Origin of the sequence: Rothia terrae, assembly GCF_014705925.2 — a bacterium.
GTDB lineage: Bacteria > Actinomycetota > Actinomycetes > Actinomycetales > Micrococcaceae > Rothia > Rothia terrae.
In genome coordinates this window covers 447,179-466,686 of record NZ_CP061539.1, presented here as the reverse complement: position 1 = coordinate 466,686, position 19,508 = coordinate 447,179, and the positions used below count along the sequence as shown (strand labels likewise).

The window sequence follows — 19,508 nt, the reverse complement described above, 5'->3', positions numbered from 1 at the left end:
GAGAAAGTACACGGACTATCTATCCATTCAGCAAGTTATTCCTGACCTGCCATAGGGTAATCAATGTAACCATGAGGACCCGGGGTATAGAAGGTATCCGAATCTATAGGATTCAACGGAAGATCATTCTTCCAACGGTAAGAAAGATCCGGATTAGCAATAATCTCGCGCCCAACCGCTACCCCATCAGCCAGGTCATCCTCCACGATATGACGAGCCTCGTCCAATTCGGTCTCCGTACCAAAACCTGTATTGAGAATCATAAAACCGCCAAAAGACTCCCGCAAAAAGGCAACGAGGTCGCTCTCCGCGTCCTGATACAAAACGGAGAGATAAGCGATATTCAAATCAGCGATGCCGTCTAGTAAAGCCTTATAAGTAGCCCGTACGTCATTTTCATCCTCTTCCATGCAACCTTGGATGTTATGCATAGGTGAAATACGCAGGCCCAGCCGGTCAGCTCCAATTTCATCTGCAATAGAGCGAATAACTTCGATAGCTAAACGAGCACGATTTTCGGGGCTCCCACCATACTCATCTGTACGGTGATTGGAACTGGGGGCAAGGAACTGATGAAGAAGGTAACCGTTGGCTCCATGCACTTCAACCCCATCCATACCTGCGTCAATGGCACGTCGAGCGCCTTCAGTAAATTTTCTCACGACCCGCTCAATGCCCTCGCTATCGAGAGCTACAGGAGTAGGTACCTCTTCTCGCCCTTCCGCACCATGCAGAGTAACGCCTGGAGCAATTGCGCTAGAAGATTCACCCTGGTCGAATCCGTTAATGGAGGGAAGAGTGAGACGGCCTCCATGCATAATCTGCATAACGATCTCGCTACCCTGTTCATGAACAGCCTGGGCAACTTTACGCCATCCTTCTTGTTGTTCGGCAGTGGCGATGCCGGGCTGCCCCAAAAATGCACGGTTGATGTCTTCAAAGAATGTACCCTCGGTAACAATCAAACCGTTGTCTGCCCGCTGTTTGTAATATTCGATGTGCATATCGGTAGGAATACCGTCTTGAGCCGCGCGTGAGCGTGTCAAGGGTGCCATAATAATACGGTTATTGAGGTGGATCGCACCTACCTGGGCAGAATCAAAAAGACCCGTCATTCTTCTCTTACTTTCGGTAGAAAATATCGTCTAACTGGATGTACAACACAGATTCGGGAAAAAATATTTCCCCTGCGGTATTAAAATTTCCCCACAGATTAATCGGGCCCTCTCAAGGCCCTTCTCATTCACAGAAAAAAGGGAGGGAATCGGTCAAACCAATCCCCTCCCCCTAATTCTTCTCGGAGAATTTATTTACTTAGCGGTAGGAATGCTACCGTGCGGATCAATAACATACTTCAATGATGAACCCTTATCGAAGTCCGCGTATGCCTGAGGTGCCTCATCAAGGCTAATGACCTTGATGTTGAGCATATCTGAAAGATAAGGCATACGATCCCACAGAATCGACATCATCAACTCGCGGTTGTAATGCATGATAGGCGCCTGACCACCGGCAATACGAGGCGATTTAATCCAAGCATCACCGAAGTTGAGAGAGTAAACACCCTCACGCTCAGCAGGAACAGGAGAAATAGGGTTAGCACCATAAACACCGATGATGCCGGTTGCTCCACCGGGACGGGTTGCATCCAGAACCTGATTGATAGCGTAAGACGATTTGGTCTTCTCAGCCTCTTCGCCCAGACCGTGTGCTTCGTTGCCTACATAATCAACTGCGCAGTCAACATAGGGAGTGCCAAGGATAGCTTCAATCGCATCATTGATGGAGTCAACCTTGGAAAGGTTGATGGTCTCGCAACCATTCTGGCGAACCAGTTCCAAACGATCCTCATAGTAATCACCCACGATGATGCAAGATGCGCCCATGAGGCGAGCAGCAGCAGCACCACAACGACCTACCGGACCAGCACCTGCAATATAAACAGTAGAACCAGGCTTCACACCTGCTTCGACCAGACCATGGTAAGCAGTGGGCAAAATATCGGAAAGCACTGCAAGGTCTAGAATTCTCTCCATTGCCTGATCCTTGTCAGGGAAACGAAGAAGCTGGAAGTCAGCGTAGGGCACGAACATGTATTCTGCCTGGCCGCCTGCGAAGCCACCAAGGTTGAAACCGTATGCTGCACAGGAAACCTCAGGGTTAGTAGTTTCGCAAACCTCGGTGCGTCCGTTGCGGCAGTTGCGGCAACGACCACACGCTACGTTAAAGGGTACAGAAACGATGTCACCGGGCTTGAGGAACTCAACATCTGAACCGACTTCTACAACTTCACCGGTCATTTCATGGCCCATCACCATACCTTCGGGTACAGGGAAGGAGCCACGGTAGATGTGCAAGTCACTGCCACAGATATTGGTAGCAATCAGCTTGACGATAACGCCATGGGGGGCTTTTTTGCCGTTGGGCATTTCTAGCTTGGGAAAGTCAAGGGTATCCACGCGCATATCTTTGACGCCGTGGAATACTACTGCGCGATTTTTATCTGCCATGATTTTTTCCTCACTGCTTTCTTCTTTGAGGAAGCTCTTAGGGTTGAAGCTAAAACTCTTGATGAGAATAACCCCTCAGAAGAGGGAGTGTTTTATTCATCTCAAGGGGCTTTTAACTTCTTCGTAAGCTTAGCAGAGGGGAGGGTAAAACAAGATCTTCACCTACCCATTGAAAGAGAACAAAAAATCGTTGTTACGAATCGACGGGATAGGCAGTAAAGTTGCAAACGACAAGAAATCACACCGATTTTGAGGCTCCCTGCGCCTTACACAGAAGCGATTGGTCAGATTTATCTATGAGCTATTTACACGAACGCATCACAGACAACGAAACTCACATTCAACCAGATGTTCGAGTACTGGGAGCACGCCAGAACAACCTGCAAAACGTCGATCTTTCTGTACCGCGAGATGCTCTCGTCGTTTTCACCGGTGTTTCGGGATCGGGGAAATCCTCTCTTGCCTTTGGAACCCTCTATGCAGAATCACAGCGCCGTTATCTAGAGTCGGTAGCACCCTATGCCCGCCGTCTTATCGATCAGGCAGGAGTGCCCGACGTCGACTCCATTACCGGGATGCCTCCAGCCGTAGCCCTACAGCAACAGCGAGGTGGACAAAACTCACGATCGACCGTTGGTAGCATCACTACCATCTCAAGTCTGGTTCGTATGTTGTTTTCACGCGCCGGTCAATATCCAGAGCATCAGAGCATGCTCTATGCTGAGGATTTCTCTGCCAACACCCCGCAGGGTGCATGCCCTCAATGCTATGGAATTGGCAGAGTCTATGAAGTTCCCGAAGATCGCATGGTTCCCGATCCCACCAAGACCATCCGTGAACGGGCCATAGCTTCTTGGCCTACCGCCTGGCACGGGCATCAACTTCGAGACGTTTTAGTGGCACTTGGCTACGATGTGGACGTCCCTTGGAAAGATCTTCCGAAAAAAGATCGCGACTGGATTCTTTATACGGACGAAACCCCGCACGTACCGGTCTACTCGCGAATGACGCTTGCCGAAGCTCAAGCAGCCAAAAAAGCAGGTGCTGAGCCTTCTTACAGCGGCACCTATGTGGGCGCAAAACGCTATGTACTGGATACTTTTGCCAACACTAAAAGTGCCTCCATGAAGCGCAAGGTGGCGCAGTTTCTCACATCCATCCCGTGCCCAGCCTGCCACGGTAAACGCATCAAATCAGAGGCTCTCTCCGTCACCTTTGCAGGGTTAGATATAGCTGATTTCTCCCACCTGCCTCTCCATGAGCTAACCAGTCTTCTTGAAAAAGCTGTTGAAGATGCTTCCCGCAAAATACCCCTAAATGCAAGGGAGGAAGAAGCGCTGGGGCAAGGCTTGCACCAAAAAACGGGAGAAGAAGCTACAGAGCCCGGCACTCCCGCAAATGGACTTACCACTGAGATAGAACCGGAAGCTCGTAAGGCTCCCCCTCAGCCTACTGAAAAACTCGCCGCTACCTCTCGGCTGGCCACTGGCCTCATTGAGCGTCTTCGCCCCATTATTGACCTCGGCTTAGGCTATCTTTCTCTCGATCGGATGACCCCCACCCTTTCCGGGGGCGAACTGCAACGTTTGCGCTTAGCTACTCAGCTGACCTCTGAACTTTTTGGTGTGGTCTACGTGTTAGATGAACCCTCTGCTGGGCTTCACCCTCAAGACACCCGTGCTCTTCTAGGCGTTCTTGACGGGCTCAAAGCACGAGGAAATAGTTTGTTTGTGGTGGAGCATTCTATTGAAGTAATGAAACATGCTGACTGGATTGTGGATGTAGGACCAGGAGCTGGAGAACATGGTGGTCGAGTTCTTTACAGCGGTGAAGTTGATGGTTTAGCCCACGTCCAGGAATCTCTTACCCGCGGTTACCTCTTTGGAGACAGTGGGCTCGCGCCACATACTCCGCGGAAACCCGAGCAGTGGATAAAACTTTCTGGAGTGAGCCGAAATAATCTCCATAACGTAGATGTACAAATTCCTCTAGGTATTCTCACTGTGGTCACAGGTGTTTCAGGTTCGGGGAAATCTAGCTTAGTCAGCCAGTGCCTACCTCAACTGATAGGGCATCGCCTAGGTAAAACGGCGCAGGTAGATGAATCACCCGTTGAGGGAGATGAAATTCTAAGGGCCGAGCAGACCCCCGAAACGAGGGGAACTGTTGAAGGTGATTTCAGCGGGATACGCCGCGTGGTTGCCATCGATCAGAAACCTATTGGGCGAACACCTCGTTCAAATATTGCAACCTACACAGGGCTCTTTGACCATGTACGCCGTCGTTTTGCCGATACCGCTGAGGCCAAACGCCGGGGATACAAACCAGGCAGATTCTCCTTTAATGTAGCGGGCGGACGCTGCCCCACCTGCGAAGGTGAAGGGTCAGTGATGGTAGAGCTACTCTTCTTACCTTCGGTATACACAAAGTGTCCAGACTGCCAAGGAACCCGCTACCAGTCAAGCACTTTAGAAATTCTCTGGCGCGGTAAGAACGTGTCCCAAATTTTAGAAATGAGTGTAGAGGAAGCTCTCGGCTTTTTCGACGGCGAATCAGATATTAAGCGTTCACTGGCTGCGCTGAGAGATGCCGGCTTGGGGTACCTGCGTTTGGGTCAGCCTGCTACTGAGCTATCTGGTGGTGAAGCGCAGCGCGTCAAACTAGCCACGGAATTGCAACGGGCACAACGCGGCGACACTCTGTATGTACTTGATGAACCCACTACCGGTCTGCACTGCTCAGATGCTGACCGTTTGATATCGCATCTTCAGACTCTGGTTGATGCTGGTAATACGGTAGTGATGGTCGAGTTGGATATGCGAATTATTGCAGCGGCTGATTATGTGATTGATATGGGCCCTGGTGCAGGAGAAGAAGGCGGTCAGATCGTGGCGGTTGGTACACCGGCGGAGGTTGCTACTTCAACGGAAAGTGCTTCGGCTCCCTTTTTAGCGGCGGCCTTGAAGTAAGAATGTATTCATGGTTTGGAAGAGTTATTTATAATCCTTCTAAATTAAGTAACGTATTGAACTTTATGGGCTACCTTTCGCCCTCCCTCCCCTGGCTCATCTGGTGATCTTATAGGGGGGGGGTAGCATCTTTTGATTGCGGTAGACCGATTCGGTAACTTCGAAAGAATTTTGTAGATATTCATCTCTCCACTACAGTTAGAACAGTAAGTTTTCTTAGTATCACTAGATTCAAGGAGTAACCATGGCTGACCTCAGCAATAAAAAAGTTCTTATTCTCGCTAGCCAGGGCGTAGAGCAGATTGAACTTACCTCACCCCGTGATGCACTCAAGGACGCCGGCGCGCAAGTTTCACTAGCAGCCCCTGAAGGCAAGGAATTCCAGGGCATGAATGGCGACTGGGAAAAGGCAGATACTTTTACCCCTGACCTCGCATTGGCAGATGTCAACGTTGAAGACTTCGATGCGCTTGTTCTCGCCGGCGGTACCCTCAACGCCGATGCAATGCGTATCAACCCTGAGGCTCGCTCCATTACCGTTCAGTTCTTTGAGGCAGAGAAGCCCGTTGCGGCAATCTGCCATGCACCCTGGTTGCTCATCGATTCCAAGAAGGTTGAAGGCAAAAAGCTAACCTCCTACACTTCGGTGAAGCTGGACCTTCAAAACGCTGGTGCCGAATGGGTTGATGAAGAAGTTGTGGAAGACGGCAATCTCATTACCAGCCGTAACCCCGGCGATCTTGAGGCTTTCAACAAGGCGATTATCGCGAAGTTGAGCTAATTCCTGAATGATAAGCCAGAACTTTCCTTGTTGATATCGCTTCTACGGTTGCGAGGACAGTAATGTCAAGCCCCGAGCGCACTGATACATGTGCCTCGGGGCTTGACTTATTCACCTGACGCTCAGTGCGTTTGAACTCCATAACGGAGTAGTTCGGTAGGCTTGGGAAAGAAAACACCGTCTCTTCAAAGATCGACGGGTGCCGGACAATCTGTATGCAAAACCCGCCAGGTTTTATTCTGGGCAACGTTCCGCTGAACCATCGAATGCAATCTGTTAATCCGATGATTATCCTATTTCACCGCAACTCTCATCTTCGCTGAGGCCTTCCGTTTTAGTCGGAGCCAGCAGCCTCAACCCGTAGTATGCTTTCTCTGCCAGCCCCAGCTGGGAGGGCGATTTTGAGGGCTTCAATCAAAACGAATAAGCCTCATATTTTTGAATTTAATGAACAATAATCCATTCAAATGTAGATTTAATCATTTTTATTATTTAGACTGTCGCAGTAAGCTAACAGATTCTACCCGCACTCGCAGGTAACTTCCTTCAGCATCCCTCATCCCCCTCCCCGAAGAATAGGAATACCTATGTCCCCCTCCCTTACCCGTCGCCAGGTTGCCAAAGGCGCTGTCTGGGCAACTCCCGTTGTTGTTACTACCGCTGCGGTTCCTGCCTATGCGGCTTCTAAGGACATCTGTGCCTTGGATGCAGGAGCGTCGCTTGCCACGGGCTTTGAGTATGGCGAGGAAATTGTCGATGCAAACACTAACCGCACCACTGAGCTCTTCACTCTTGATAAAGGCGGCATGGACGTTTATGGTCTTGATGCGGATGAAACCGTCACTTCCCTTTCAGTCACTCTTAGCGTTGAAAATGCTAACTCCACCCGTACTGCAGGAGATAATCAAGGTTTTGATGATCCTACACAAAATACAGTAAATGTTGACGATTCCGGCATGGGTCCTGGATGGACCCAGACAAGTGCAACCAGCGCACGCACCACTACCATCAATCTAGAAGATGGAGGAACAACCACTCGCAATATGTGGTCTGTAACTTTCACAAATGATCCACTCTCTAGCGGTTCATATTCAACTGATGCTAACGGTTGCAAGACATTTGTTTCTAGCGATATCGTTACCCGAACTGCAGGATACGCGCTCCAATACCCTAATATGGTGGCATTTTCTGGAGGCCCAGGAAATATCATCGTTACCCAAGTAATTACTTATACAGCGACAACCTCAAAGGGTAATACCATTGTTTACCAAGAATACATTCTCAATAATGATTCTATCCATGGGGTAGTCAAAAATATTACTTAAAGGTGAGGCCAACTTCTGAAAGCGCAGGAAATTCTGGTAGACCATACCTGGCGTTCTGGGCGAACAGAGTAACCTAAGCTTTGGAACTTTATGGATTCCATCACCCATGCACACCATCTAAGCCGTCTACTGACTTTTATATTGAGATGCACGAGAGCCCTATTAAGGAAATCTCGTGCATCTTCATATTTTAAGATTAAAACCATTTATAGTTATAGAAAAATCCTGGAGACGATCATTGAGGCTTATTCAAAAGTAGGCACACACCCCACACCCACCCACTAGACAACGGCCCCACCAGTGGCAAAAAATTGAGGATAAATAACCACAAATATTCTCAAACCGCACCAGGAAGAACCGTTGCACCACCAGCGTACAACCGGCCTTACCGCCACGCAATTTGCCACTCTACTGACAGCCCTGACCAACCAACTCATCTGGGGTAAACCAGGAGGAAGACCACCAGCCCTCACTCCAGCTCAGGCACTCAAAACCACTCTGCTCTACCACCGACATAACCTCACCGAAGAACTCCTGGCAGAAATCTTCAACACCTCCCAGCCCACCATCTCACGAACCATCAACACTATCGAAAAGGCGCTTGCAAAGGTCTTCAAACCTCTAGAACAGCCTTTGAAAATGAGCCTGGACGTACCAGGTTCTTTGGTTGTCGATGGAACTCTTGTACCCACCTGGAACTGCCGTTCACTAGGAAAAACAAATTTTTCGGGCAAACATAAACGAACCGGTTTCAACCACCAAGTTATCTGCACCCTCGATGGCAGGCTCCTAGTCATCACTGACCCGCTACCCGGGGCAAGGCATGATGCTCATGCTTTCAGAGCTCACGGGCTAGATCAGCTACTGGATTCCTCGACTCTGGCTGATAAGGGCTATATTGGCCTGGGGTTAGCAACCCCGACCAGGCGTAAGCCTGGTGTGAAAGTGCCTCAGGGTGTCAAGGATAATAATCGCATTATCAATAGATGACGGGCTGTGGTGGAGCGGGTTATCGCTCAAGTGAAGACCTGGCGGGTTCTTTATTCGGGGTTTAGGCGGCCGTTGAGTTTGTATCGGCGGGTGTTTTCTTCTGGTGCGGGGTCTGGTGTTTTATGCGGCTGGGAGGACTTTTGAATAAGCCTCTTTGGTTTTTATGATTTTTGTGCACGAGATCCTGGTTTTTCGAACTATTAGCGTGTGTGAATTCGTGGCAAGGAAAATATGGGTCACTGTAGTTCACTGGCGCTTTCCCCCGCACTAGAAAAATTAGGGAAATAATGAGATCACACATTTCACGCCGTTCGCTCGCGAAGGGCGTCGCCGGGGCAACCCCGGCAGTAATGGCGACGGCGGCGGGGCCGGCGTATGCGTCTTGGCCCAAGGACTACACTTTTACGGCATCTTGGTTCTATGAATACGAAACTTTCAACAATGGGCAGTGTGATATCGGCTCTGGTTATGTTGATTATTTTACTTTTTACACTGATGCTAGTTTCAACGGCGAAGCACCCGGATTTGGCGTAACTGAGCTTAATAATTCTCCCACTACCGGAGTAACTCTGAATAATGTTCAGATGCAGGTAGCGTTTCCTGCAAACCTAATTACCCGTTTGACCGTAGTTCAGGGAGACTACACGGTTTCAGGTCCGACAACTATTACGATGCCTGGGGCACCTTATAACCAGTACGATGTCTTCACTTTCACCTTCACAGGGCAAAACACCGGCACAACTTCCCCCACAAACACAACTTGGCCGGGCTCTAACTTGTAACCGACGTAAGTTACTACAATGACGTCTGTGTGCCGAACGGCGGCGAAAGCTACTACATCCGCTATACCGGTAGCTTCACAACAGATAACGGTGTAACCAAAGATCTCGACCGTGGTTGGTTAGAAACCAGCTTCATATAGTCATCTATTACCTAATATAGGCGGGGCGTTTCTTTAGGGCGACGCCCCGTTTTTGTGTGTAAAGACTTCCTGCGAAGCTAGCGGGCGTCGTAGCCAACTGGCTCGGGGTTGGCGTTTAAGGGGAAGTTGGCGCACGGCGTCCGCTAGCGCGCCCTCACCCACGAACCTAAAAACCAGCATCCGCATTCTAAAGCAGGATTAGCGCCGTAGAATTACAGCAAACAACCCACAGCAATGTTTTAGAGTAAAGCAATACAAAAAGGTGGGGCGCCCTCTTGACGAGGACGCCCCACCTTTTCGCTGTGTAGAAGCTGGTTTACTTAGCTGCGAAGATGTCGCGCATGAGCTGAGCTGCTTCTGACGGGGTCTTGCCGACCTTCACGCCTGCTGCTTCGAGAGCTTCCTTCTTAGCGGCTGCGGTACCTGATGAGCCTGAGACGATTGCGCCTGCGTGACCCATGGTCTTGCCTTCGGGAGCGGTGAAGCCTGCAACGTAGCCGACAACGGGCTTGGTGACGTTTGCCTTGATGAACTCTGCTGCGCGTTCCTCAGCGTCGCCACCGATTTCACCGATCATGACGATGGCTTCAGTTTCAGGGTCAGCTTCGAATGCTTCGAGAGCGTCGATGTGGGTGGTGCCGATGACGGGGTCACCGCCGATGCCGATTGCGGTGGTGAATCCGATGTCACGCAGTTCGAACATCATCTGGTAGGTCAGGGTACCTGACTTTGAGACCAGACCAATCTTGCCCTTGCCGGTGATGTTGCCGGGGGTGATGCCTACGTTGGCTTCGCCGGGGGTGATGATACCGGGGCAGTTGGGTCCGATGATGCGGGTAATCTGCTTGCCGTTAGCGTCGACCTTTGACTTTGCGTGTGCCCAGAATTCAGCTGAATCCTGTACGGGAATGCCTTCGGTGATGACTACTACCAGGGGAACTTCAGCGTCGATAGCTTCGATGACTGCGTCCTTGGTGAATGCCGGCGGAACGAAAACGATGGAGACGTTCGCACCGGTCTTTTCTACAGCTTCTGATACTGAACCGAAGACGTCCAGCTCTACTTCTTGGCCGTCCTTGTTGGTGTGGGTAACAGTGGTGCCAGCCTTGCGTGCGTTCACGCCACCAACAATGTTGGTGCCGTATGCGAGCATGCGTGCGGTGTGCTTTGAGCCTTCGCCGCCGGTGATGCCCTGAACGATGACCTTTGAGTCTTTGTTCAAAAAGATAGACATAGTTTTTACCTTCTAAAAATATCTAACGGCGGTCTTATGCGGTGTGAGCCAGTTCAGCTGCCTTGTCGGCACCTGAGTCCATGGTCTCTGCCTGGTGTACCAGCGGGTGGTTAGCTTCGTTGAGGATCTTGCGGCCTTCTTCAACGTTGTTGCCGTCGAGACGTACGACGAGGGGCTTGGTTGCCTTGTCGCCCAAGATTTCAAGAGCCTTGATGATACCGTTTGCTACAGCGTCGCATGCGGTGATGCCGCCGAAGACGTTGACGAATACAGACTTGACCTGCTCGTCGTTGAGGATGATGTCGAGGCCTGCTGCCATGACTTCAGCTGATGCGCCGCCGCCGATGTCGAGGAAGTTTGCGGGCTTGACGTTGCCGTGGTTTTCGCCCGCGTATGCAACAACGTCGAGGGTGGACATGACCAGACCTGCGCCGTTACCGATGATGCCGACTTCACCGTCGAGCTTGACGTAGTTGAGGTCGTTTTCCTTAGCCTTAGCTTCGAGCGGGTTCTCAGCTGACTTGTCAACGAGAGCTTCGTGCTCTGACTGGCGGAATTCTGCGTTGTCGTCGAGTGAGACCTTGCCGTCGAGTGCGAGGATCGTGCCGTCGCCGGTCTTGACCAGCGGGTTGACCTCAACGAGGGTTGCGTCTTCCTTGTCGTAGACTTCGCCGAGCTTAACCAGAACAGCTGCGACGTCGTCCTGGATGTCTGCGGGGAAGCCAGCAGCCTCAACGATTTCCTTAGCCTTAGCCTCGTTCAGGCCTTCAGCGGGGTTTACCTCTACCTTAGCGAGTGCTTCAGGACGCTCAGCTGCGAGGGTCTCGATGTCCATGCCGCCTTCGACGGAGCACATTGCGAGGTAGGTACGGTTTGAGCGGTCGAGCAGGATTGAGAAGTAGTATTCTTCAGCGATGTCAGCGCCCTGGGCGATCATGACGCGCTTTACGGTGTGGCCCTTGATGTCCATACCGAGGATCTGCTGTGCATATTCAAAAGCCTCATCGGCGGTCTTTGCGACCTTGACGCCGCCAGCCTTACCGCGTCCGCCAACCTTGACCTGAGCCTTGACGACGGTGACGCCGCCAATCTTCTCAGCAGCTGCCTTCGCTTCTTCGGGAGTAGTGGCCACGATGCCCTGAAGCACGGGTACGCCGTGCTTCTCGAAGAGATCGCGTGCCTGGTATTCAAACAGGTCCACAGGTTTTGTCCTTCTTCTTCGAAGTTCATGCTCGGGGGCGTCCCAAGCTTCTTACCTTGAAGCACACTGGCATCTCTCGCGAGAGCGAGAGCTGAAGCACAGTGTGATTCTCCACAACCCACTTTAGCTGATATGAGCGATGACACCCTAACTCGCTGGCGAAAAAGATGAAATATAGCGCCACAAAGTAAATATGCGCTTGCAATGTGTGGGCAGGACGCGAGTAAAGCCGATGTGCGGTCGCCCCTGTACCCCTGATTTTCCGGGAAAGTAGATAAAGAAAAACCCGGCGCATCTGAGAATGATCAGTCTTAAACTCAGTTGTGCCGGGTTCTGGAATTATTTTCTTTGTAAACTAAGAACGGTAGTCCTCAATCGCGTCGAGCATATTAATGACGAAAGGCGCGGTATCAGATTTACGGGGCACCATCAGGTACTCCTGCTTGCTCAGCTTCCACAGCATCAGCGCAGAATCACCTACGCGCACGCGAAAAGCCATGCCGGGCTCAAAATACTTGGGCGATGCGTCCTCGAAAGTTGCATTCGCATCCAGCACCTTGGGCGCGCCAGAACCACTGAGGTTAATGACCGTACGGTTAGCGGAAACGTCCACCACAAAACCATCGTGGTTACCAAGAGCGGTATCAAGAGCTCGCCCCAGCTTAATCGGATCTACACGGCTGACCACCAAAAATACGTGAGGTTCTACATTCAAAGTAGCAACCACCTGGCGGGTACCGTACAGAATTTCCTGCGCCAAAGCATCACCATTGACTTCGCCACTGTAGCGAGGGAATTCAGTGCCCAGCACCTTCGTCATTCGCTGAGCGCCCTCAGAATCGGGGTCGATCTCAATGCGAAACAAGGTGAGATCTGTAATCTCGCTGATTTGGACTGTGGTATCTGTAGCCGCGTCCATCGCCTCAGAAAATTCGTCAGCCGGCGATGCTACTGCGTCTTCATGCATAAATTTCACCTATGTATGTCATGGGCTTTACTATCAGCGCCCTTGCTAATGACTAACGATTATATGTGAAGAGTTAATTTATTTCTTCGCTTCACAGAAATAGCTAGATTTTAGTAAGCGGCGCGTAGCGAAGCATCAGACGTTTCTCGTCGGTGCCAAATCGTGCTTTAGCAACCGTCTTATCGCCGCTACCTTCCACAGCAATAACGGTGCCTTCGCCGAATTTCGCATGCTTGACTTTGTCACCCACTGACAGCGCAGGAATCTCTTTGTTCTGCTGAACACGGGAGACGTTCTTTGCTGCGGCTTTAAAGCCAGAGACGTCGGCAGTGCTGCTGCGACCAAAACGGTCACCGCGTTCTTCGGTGCCGTAGGACGCGTACGATGACTTCGCTCCCCCGCTAAAGCGATCGGTGTAGACGGAGTTACCGTAACCGCCAGAGAAACCGGTTGAGCCCCAACCTCCTGACTGGGCACCACCGCGCCGCTTCCATTCAATGAGTTCTTCGGGAATCTCTTCGATAAATGGTGAGGGCGGGTTGTACTGGCTCTTGCCCCACATAGACCGCATCTCGGCGCGCGTAATGTAGAGGCGTTCCATCGCGCGCGTCAGCCCCACGTAGGCCAGGCGGCGCTCTTCGCTCATCTCGCTATCATCGGTCAGTGCGCGCTGATGCGGGAAGAGCCCGTGTTCAAGACCGGTCAAGAAGACCACGGGGAACTCTAGTCCCTTCGCGGTATGCAAGGTCATCAAAGTAATCACACCCTGCGAGCGCGCCTCAGCAACTTCCGCCGCAATCTGCGCAGCGGTGGGGCCTTCGCCGTCCTCCCCTACCTTGGGTTTGTTAGGGATCTGGTCAGCGTCGGCGACCAGCGCAACGTGTTCGAGGAAGTCTTCAAGACCTGCTTCTGGGTTATCGGTCTGGAACTCACGTACCGCTTCGACCAACTCGGAGAGGTTTTCCACGCGTGATTCGTCCTGAATATCGTTGGATTCCCGCAGTGCTTGCAGGTAGCCGGTCTGCTCCAGTACTGCTTCAAGGCAGGTGGCGGCATCCTCGGTTTCAGCAATCTGCGCGAGATCGTCGATGAGCTGAACAAAACCGACGATTTTTTTAGCTCCTGCAGCGCCCAGCCCGGGAATATCGGTAGCTGCTCGCGCCGCAGTCATAAATGAGGTGCGCTCACGGGATGCATAATCAGCAACAACACCCTCAGATTTAGTACCAATACCGCGTTTAGGTTCGTTGAGGATGCGGCGTACGTTGATATCGTCGTCAGGGTTCACAAGTACGCGCAGGTAGCTCAGAGCGTCCTTGATTTCCTTACGTTCGTAGAAGCGTGTGCCGCCCACGACGCGGTAGGGCAGGCCCACCTTCATGAGAGCTTCTTCAAGTGTTCGTGACTGCGCGTTAGTGCGGTAAAAGACCGCGATATCGCCGGGCAGTGTCTCGTGTTCATCGCGCAGACGGTCGATTTCTTGAGCAATATAGCGGGCTTCAAGGTACTCAGAATCAGCTACGTAACCGGTAATTTTTGCGCCGTCGCCGGACGCCGTCCACAGTTTTTTGGGTCGACGATCCTTGTTGCGCTCAATCACCGCGTTGGCTGCGCTCAAAATATTCTGTGTTGACCGGTAGTTCTGTTCCAGCAAAATGGTGCGAGCGTTCTTGTAGTCGCTCTCGAAGTCGGTGATATTGCGAATATCTGCACCGCGGAAGGCATAAATGGACTGGTCAGAGTCACCCACAACGGTGAGTTCTGCAGGTTCAACGACGCCAGGGTACGGGCCTTGCTCATCGTTGCGGCGATGCGCGCCCACCAGTTCGCGAACCAGCGCGTACTGTGCGTGGTTGGTGTCCTGGTACTCGTCCACCAGAATATGGCGGAAGCGGCGGCGGTAGTATTCAGCGACCTGCGGGAATGCTCGCAAGAGGTGCACGGTCTGCGCAATCAAATCGTCGAAGTCCAAAGAATTAGCTGCGCGCAAACGAGCAGTGTAATCGGTGTACACCTTTGAAATCGCCGATTCCCACGGGTTAGATTCGCTGACCTGCATGGCGTACTGATCAGCAGAAACCAGCTCATTCTTCAACCCGGAGATCTTGTTGGCAATAGAACGCGGTGCGAACTTCTTAGAATCCAAGTTATGTTGCTTAGCGATCAAGGTGATCAGGCGCAGTGAATCAGCGGAGTCATAAATCGAGAATGTTGTTTTAAGACCCAGAGTTTTAGCTTCACGACGCAACACTCGCACACAGAAAGAGTGGAAGGTAGAAATCCACATATGCTGAGCGCGCGGCCCCACCAGTTGCTGAATACGTTCACGCATCTCAGCAGCCGCCTTATTCGTAAAGGTGATCGCAAGAATCTGCCCCTGATGCGCGCGTCCAGTTGCCAGAAGATAGGCAATACGGTGGGTCAGGACGCGGGTTTTGCCCGAGCCCGCACCCGCAACAATAAGCAGGGGCGAACCAGCATGAATGACGGCCTCTTTCTGCTGCTCGTTCAGCCCTTCCGTTAAACGCGCAGCAGACGGGGCGACGGACGGCTCAGCAAACTCCTCGTGACGCCCTACTTGGTAGCTGGGCGGCATAAAGTCAGAGAACGCATCATCTAGCGCAACAATATCAGCCGGCACCTCAAGATTGGGCGTCGGCTCCTGCTCATACGCAGCGTCCGGCGCGGTAGCATCGTAGAAAGGGTCGTACGGCGGCTCTTCTACAGGCACCGAATCGCCAGCGGGCTGGCGCGAGTTCTGTGAACGGGCGGGCATAAAGTCATCGTCAAACAAGTGATCCATCGTTATTCCAGTGTAAACCGAAGATGTGTTCGAACGTTAGACTTCACTCTCAGCGTGCACTCACGGTGAAATTGACGATAATAGAAAGCATGGGTCTCTCTAAAGGTCAAAAAGAACGTCTGTACGGCAAAGACAACACGCACGCCCCGGTTGATTCGCATCCTACTCCCCCGGCTGCACGCGCCTCTCGCTACCCCAGCGGCCAGCTATATGCAGAGCCCACCAAATCCTCATCCAATATGTACCTGTACGTGGCGCTTGCCGTCGCGGTGCTTTTAGGCGCTTACAACTATTTTTGGCTGCTCCCACAGTTCTCTAACTTTGCGGGCAACACCGTCCCCGAGCTCATGTTCACTTTTGGACGCGACCACGTTGCCGCCTTTGCCAACAACATTGGCCCCGATTACCTCGAGCAGTACAAGGCATACCACCGCGTATCAGCCCTTGTCTTCCCGGTACTCTTCGCTGGAACATGGGTATGCTTCATCTTCGCGGCACACCTACGCGCTAAGGCACGCAACCTGCACCTCATCATTCCCGTGCTATTTGCCCTGGTATACATCATCGGCGGTTTTGTGCTCAATGCAGCTGTCACCAACCCCAACAGCGGTGCTGTAGCACTCGCGTCCTTGCTCGTTACCTTGCGCTGGGTTCTCTTTTTCGCGATGCTCGCCCAGTTGCTCTACCTTGCAGTGCGACTGGTACGCGGCAAAGTAGATGCGTTCTCCCGCGGCGAGCTACCCGAACAGCGACGCTAGGTGGTTGCCCTACCTGCGTCCTATACATATCCGCCGAGATCCTGATTTGTCGACGAGATCCTGTTTTAAATCAGGATTTCGTCGATAAATCAGGATCTCGGCGTTAGAGGGAGGGCAACAAAAACCCACCTACTGACAAAAGCAGGTGGGTTTATTAGTGCCCTCGAATGGATTCGAACCATCGACACCCGCTTTAGGAGAGCGGTGCTCTATCCCCTGAGCTACGAGGGCTTATATTTTATTTTTACTCCCCCGTCATAGCCTCAGGGGATTACTCGCTTGCGCTCGCTTCTACACCTCAATTTTTATCTCCTCGCACGCTCGGAAAATTGACGCGTAGCTGAGCTACGAGTGCTTATCTTTTTCAAGACTCTCACCAGTATATGTGTTTTCATTTTTTCACCCAAACCAGGTGTGAAAAACTATAGAGTATGGCTATTTTGATTGATCCCCCGGCGTGGCCGGCTCACGGACGCCTGTTCTCGCACATGGTGTCAGACACCAGTTACGCTGAGTTGCACGCTTTCGCGCGGAATCACTCAATCTCGCTCAGGGCTTTCGATCGCGACCACTACGATGTGCCCGATGACCTTTACAGCCGGCTGGTCTCCGGTGGAGCGACCCCGGTAACCGGTGGTGAGCTAACCCGCGCTCTTATCGCATCCGGGCTACGAGTACCGTTGAAGGAGCGCCCGGAGAAGATTCGAAACACCCTGCTCCGTCAGTGAAGCGAGTATTTTCCTTACTTCACTGATTTAGGAGAGCACCTTCTAGAGCAGTGGGGACAGCCTCATCGTGCCTACCATAACAGCGCGCATCTGCTTGAAATGCTGACTGTTCTAGAGAAACTTACACCCCTTACCGCGGAGCTAGTTCTGGCGACGTGGCTTCACGATATCGTGTACGACGCGCAACCCGGTAAAGATGAAGAGGCGTCAGCTCGTTTTGCCAGAGACGTGGGTGCGCCTCTTATCCATCAGGACGCGATTTCCCAGCAACAGATGGACGCGGTTGCAGGGCTCATAGAGGCAACCGCCGCTCATACTGTTGACCAGTTGCCGCCTGAAATCGCTCAGGCCTTTTCATCTCACGAGGTCCACGCATTTTTTGATGCCGATATGGCAATCCTCGGCGCAAAGACTCCGAGGTACGACCGCTATAGCGCGGGCGTCCGCCAAGAGTTTTCTCATTTCAGCGATGAAGATTTTAGGCGTGGTCGCAAACAGTTTCTTGCGGATGCGACCCAGCGTGAGCGGCTTTTTTATACAGAAAAAGCGCGCCGGCTCTTTGAGGAGCAAGCGCGCAATAACATGCGTCGAGAACTACAAAGTCTATACTTGTGAGCGATGGTTCTTGGTCTTTTTCTTGAAAGCTATGCGTGAGGCAATAAGACCAATCACCACGCCAAGACCACCGACAATGGATACCCACATGGCAGCGTGACCGAGTGGAATAGCAACGAGCAATCCGATAATGATTCCGGGGATGGCACCGGCAATCATGCCGATTGCCATGTACTTGAATTCTTCGTCAGAGCTGGATGTGGGAGATTCAAACTGTGTAGGCATACAACTGATTCTACCCACCCCGAACCTCGGATGCTTTGCATGTTCGCTGTTGAGACAAAAGGGCATAAAAAATGCGGCCCGTGCTGGTCGTACTGGGGCCGCATCCATCGATAAATTATCGATCAGCAATTTCAAGACGCATCACCGTCAAGAAATCAAGTTTTAGGTGAGAAGCTCAGATAACGCTTATAAAGACCAGAACGCTATGCAAGCTCAACTTATTATCGCTGTACTCTCAAAAATTAAGTCTTAGAGACCTGCGGTGTAGTAACCGTCAACGGGCATGAAGCCGCCGCCGTCAACTGAAGTCAGCTGGGTGCCCTGACCGGGGTTGAGAGCTGAGATCATCTGACCGTTACCAACGTAGATACCTACGTGGGCGTAACCGTTGGTGAATACGATGTCACCGGGCTGGGGGTTTGAGGTGGGGGTGAGCTGGTCTTTCATAGTGTATGTGTAAGAATCTACGTTAACACCGCTACGAGCAAGAACGTTAGCAACGAAGCCTGAGCAATCCCAAGCCTTGTAGGAGTCACCGCCCCAAACATATGCGCCACCGATACCGTCATACGCCGCTGCAACCACAGCTGCACGTGAACCTTCAACGTTCTTGATTTCCTGTGACTGAGGCTTTACAGATGAAGTTGAAGCAAGCTGCTGTGAACCGTTGTCGTATGAGTAGCTGAACTCGGTGGTAGCTGAGTCAAAGCTTGATAGTGAAGGTGCTGAGTAAGTGGTGTTTACCGCAGCGGGTGCTGCCTCTGCGTATGCGTTAGCGGGGAGTGCTGAGCCTGCAACTGCTGCGGTTGCGATTGCCGCGATTGACGCGTTGCGTACAGTCTTTGAAGCCATTTTAGTTTTCCTCCAGTGCCTAACGAGGTGAGCTGTCGGGTTCGAGTAGGAAGTCACTCGGTTGCGTAGTGCAACTTAACCCCAAGGGCTTTGATGTGAAGCCCAAAATTTGGTTCCCCCGCTTCTGCCAAGCAGTGTTTTATGAATGAGACCCTGATTGCTGCGAACAGTGGCAGAACTAGGCGTGCTGTTCTCAGGGGTGCCGATCCGACCAGTGATTGGCACAGAAGAAGACATTACACACGTTTTTAGGAATTGTCACGTTTTGGTCACGAAAATATAAATTCTAGATAAATCCACCGGCGGGCGATGAGGATTTTAAGTGATGTGATACATTTTTACCTTGAAAAGCAACTAGCGAAAAGAGCTTCTGACTAGCATCTTTACAAAAAGCATCATAAATAAGCACCCTTCATACCTATTTTAAGCAAGCTTAATCACACTCATGAGATTCGTCGCCCAGAGACTACTTAAAACAGTCCTATCGTCCCCTTTAAGGTGTCTATACCTCATAAAGTCACGATTAGGTAACGGAGCATATACGGTCTCGCACTCCGATTCGCCGCCCTTTGGATAAAGCATTCAACGCCGGTTTTCTTTAAAACAACAACCCGCCTGCCTACCGCAG

General features: G+C 51.7%; 16 protein-coding genes, 1 tRNA gene and 1 riboswitch. Of the genes, 8 read left to right on the top strand and 9 right to left on the bottom strand.

The features are described 5' to 3' along the window. Nucleotides 1–35: 35 nt before the first annotated feature. Both IDM49_RS02240 and IDM49_RS02235 read right to left on the bottom strand, forming a co-directional pair. Nucleotides 36–1,115 (bottom strand): alkene reductase, encoded by a 1,080-nt coding sequence (locus tag IDM49_RS02240; protein WP_168614590.1) that lies wholly within the window; start codon nt 1,113–1,115, stop codon nt 36–38. Between the two features lie 195 nt (nt 1,116–1,310). Then, on the bottom strand, nt 1,311–2,510 hold the full coding sequence (locus IDM49_RS02235) for a glutathione-independent formaldehyde dehydrogenase (RefSeq protein WP_190724875.1): 1,200 nt from the start codon (nt 2,508–2,510) through the stop codon (nt 1,311–1,313). A 296-nt stretch (nt 2,511–2,806) separates the two neighbouring features. On the opposite strand from IDM49_RS02235, the gene IDM49_RS02230 reads away from it, so the two are divergent. From IDM49_RS02230 to IDM49_RS02210, 5 genes are all read left to right on the top strand, one after another. After that, the gene (locus tag IDM49_RS02230) at nt 2,807–5,479 is read left to right on the top strand and encodes an excinuclease ABC subunit UvrA (RefSeq protein WP_190724874.1); all 2,673 of its coding nucleotides are present in this window, start codon (nt 2,807–2,809) and stop codon (nt 5,477–5,479) included. Between the two features lie 244 nt (nt 5,480–5,723). Continuing rightward, nucleotides 5,724–6,260 carry a type 1 glutamine amidotransferase domain-containing protein gene (locus tag IDM49_RS02225; RefSeq protein ID WP_068169058.1) on the top strand — a complete coding sequence of 179 codons (537 nt, stop codon included), beginning with the start codon at nt 5,724–5,726 and terminating at the stop codon, nt 6,258–6,260. A gap of 587 nt (nt 6,261–6,847) precedes the next feature. Beyond that, nucleotides 6,848–7,585: a hypothetical protein gene (locus IDM49_RS02220; RefSeq protein WP_190724873.1), complete on the top strand. Its 738-nt coding sequence runs from the start codon at nt 6,848–6,850 to the stop codon at nt 7,583–7,585. A gap of 360 nt (nt 7,586–7,945) precedes the next feature. Then, nucleotides 7,946–8,575, top strand: coding sequence for a transposase family protein (locus IDM49_RS02215; protein WP_190724872.1), 630 nt, complete (start codon nt 7,946–7,948; stop codon nt 8,573–8,575). Nucleotides 8,576–8,862: 287 nt separating this feature from the next. Then, entirely contained in the window at nt 8,863–9,357 is a 495-nt protein-coding gene (locus IDM49_RS02210) for a hypothetical protein (protein WP_190724871.1), read from the top strand. Between the two features lie 456 nt (nt 9,358–9,813). Here the strand turns inward: IDM49_RS02210 and sucD are convergent, their stop codons facing one another. The 4 genes from sucD to pcrA all read right to left on the bottom strand — a co-directional run bounded on the left by sucD (nt 9,814) and on the right by pcrA (nt 15,702). Beyond that, nucleotides 9,814–10,731, bottom strand: a complete 918-nt coding sequence (gene sucD / locus IDM49_RS02205) for a succinate--CoA ligase subunit alpha (protein ID WP_168614597.1) — start codon at nt 10,729–10,731, stop codon at nt 9,814–9,816. 34 nt (nt 10,732–10,765) lie between these two features. After that, the gene (sucC, locus tag IDM49_RS02200) at nt 10,766–11,932 is read right to left on the bottom strand and encodes an ADP-forming succinate--CoA ligase subunit beta (RefSeq protein WP_168614598.1); all 1,167 of its coding nucleotides are present in this window, start codon (nt 11,930–11,932) and stop codon (nt 10,766–10,768) included. 355 nt (nt 11,933–12,287) lie between these two features. Further along, nucleotides 12,288–12,899, bottom strand: a complete 612-nt coding sequence (locus IDM49_RS02195; RefSeq protein ID WP_190724870.1) for an aminomethyltransferase family protein — start codon at nt 12,897–12,899, stop codon at nt 12,288–12,290. Nucleotides 12,900–13,002: 103 nt separating this feature from the next. After that, entirely contained in the window at nt 13,003–15,702 is a 2,700-nt protein-coding gene (gene pcrA / locus IDM49_RS02190; RefSeq protein ID WP_190724869.1) for a DNA helicase PcrA, read from the bottom strand. 89 nt (nt 15,703–15,791) lie between these two features. Between pcrA and IDM49_RS02185 the strand changes: the two genes are divergently transcribed. Then, nucleotides 15,792–16,460: a hypothetical protein gene (locus IDM49_RS02185; protein ID WP_190724868.1), complete on the top strand. Its 669-nt coding sequence runs from the start codon at nt 15,792–15,794 to the stop codon at nt 16,458–16,460. Nucleotides 16,461–16,618: 158 nt separating this feature from the next. Here IDM49_RS02185 and IDM49_RS02180 read toward each other — a convergent pair. Further along, nucleotides 16,619–16,691 (bottom strand) — tRNA-Arg (locus tag IDM49_RS02180). A gap of 200 nt (nt 16,692–16,891) precedes the next feature. Here IDM49_RS02180 and IDM49_RS12190 point away from each other — a divergent pair. Together IDM49_RS12190 and IDM49_RS12185 are read left to right on the top strand one after the other, a co-directional pair. Then, nucleotides 16,892–17,188, top strand: coding sequence for a DUF4031 domain-containing protein (locus IDM49_RS12190; protein ID WP_228008155.1), 297 nt, complete (start codon nt 16,892–16,894; stop codon nt 17,186–17,188). Nucleotides 17,189–17,287: 99 nt separating this feature from the next. Further along, on the top strand, nt 17,288–17,803 hold the full coding sequence (locus IDM49_RS12185) for an HD domain-containing protein (protein ID WP_228008154.1): 516 nt from the start codon (nt 17,288–17,290) through the stop codon (nt 17,801–17,803). Here the strand turns inward: IDM49_RS12185 and IDM49_RS02170 are convergent. Beyond that, the gene (locus IDM49_RS02170) at nt 17,792–18,028 is read right to left on the bottom strand and encodes a hypothetical protein (protein WP_190724867.1); all 237 of its coding nucleotides are present in this window, start codon (nt 18,026–18,028) and stop codon (nt 17,792–17,794) included. The two genes, IDM49_RS12185 and IDM49_RS02170, sit on opposite strands and share 12 nt — an antisense overlap. 249 nt (nt 18,029–18,277) lie before the next feature. Further along, nucleotides 18,278–18,880, bottom strand: a complete 603-nt coding sequence (locus tag IDM49_RS02165) for a C40 family peptidase (protein ID WP_168614604.1) — start codon at nt 18,878–18,880, stop codon at nt 18,278–18,280. A gap of 5 nt (nt 18,881–18,885) precedes the next feature. Then, nucleotides 18,886–19,027, bottom strand: a riboswitch (cyclic di-AMP (ydaO/yuaA leader). Between the last annotated feature and the right edge of the window lie 481 nt (nt 19,028–19,508).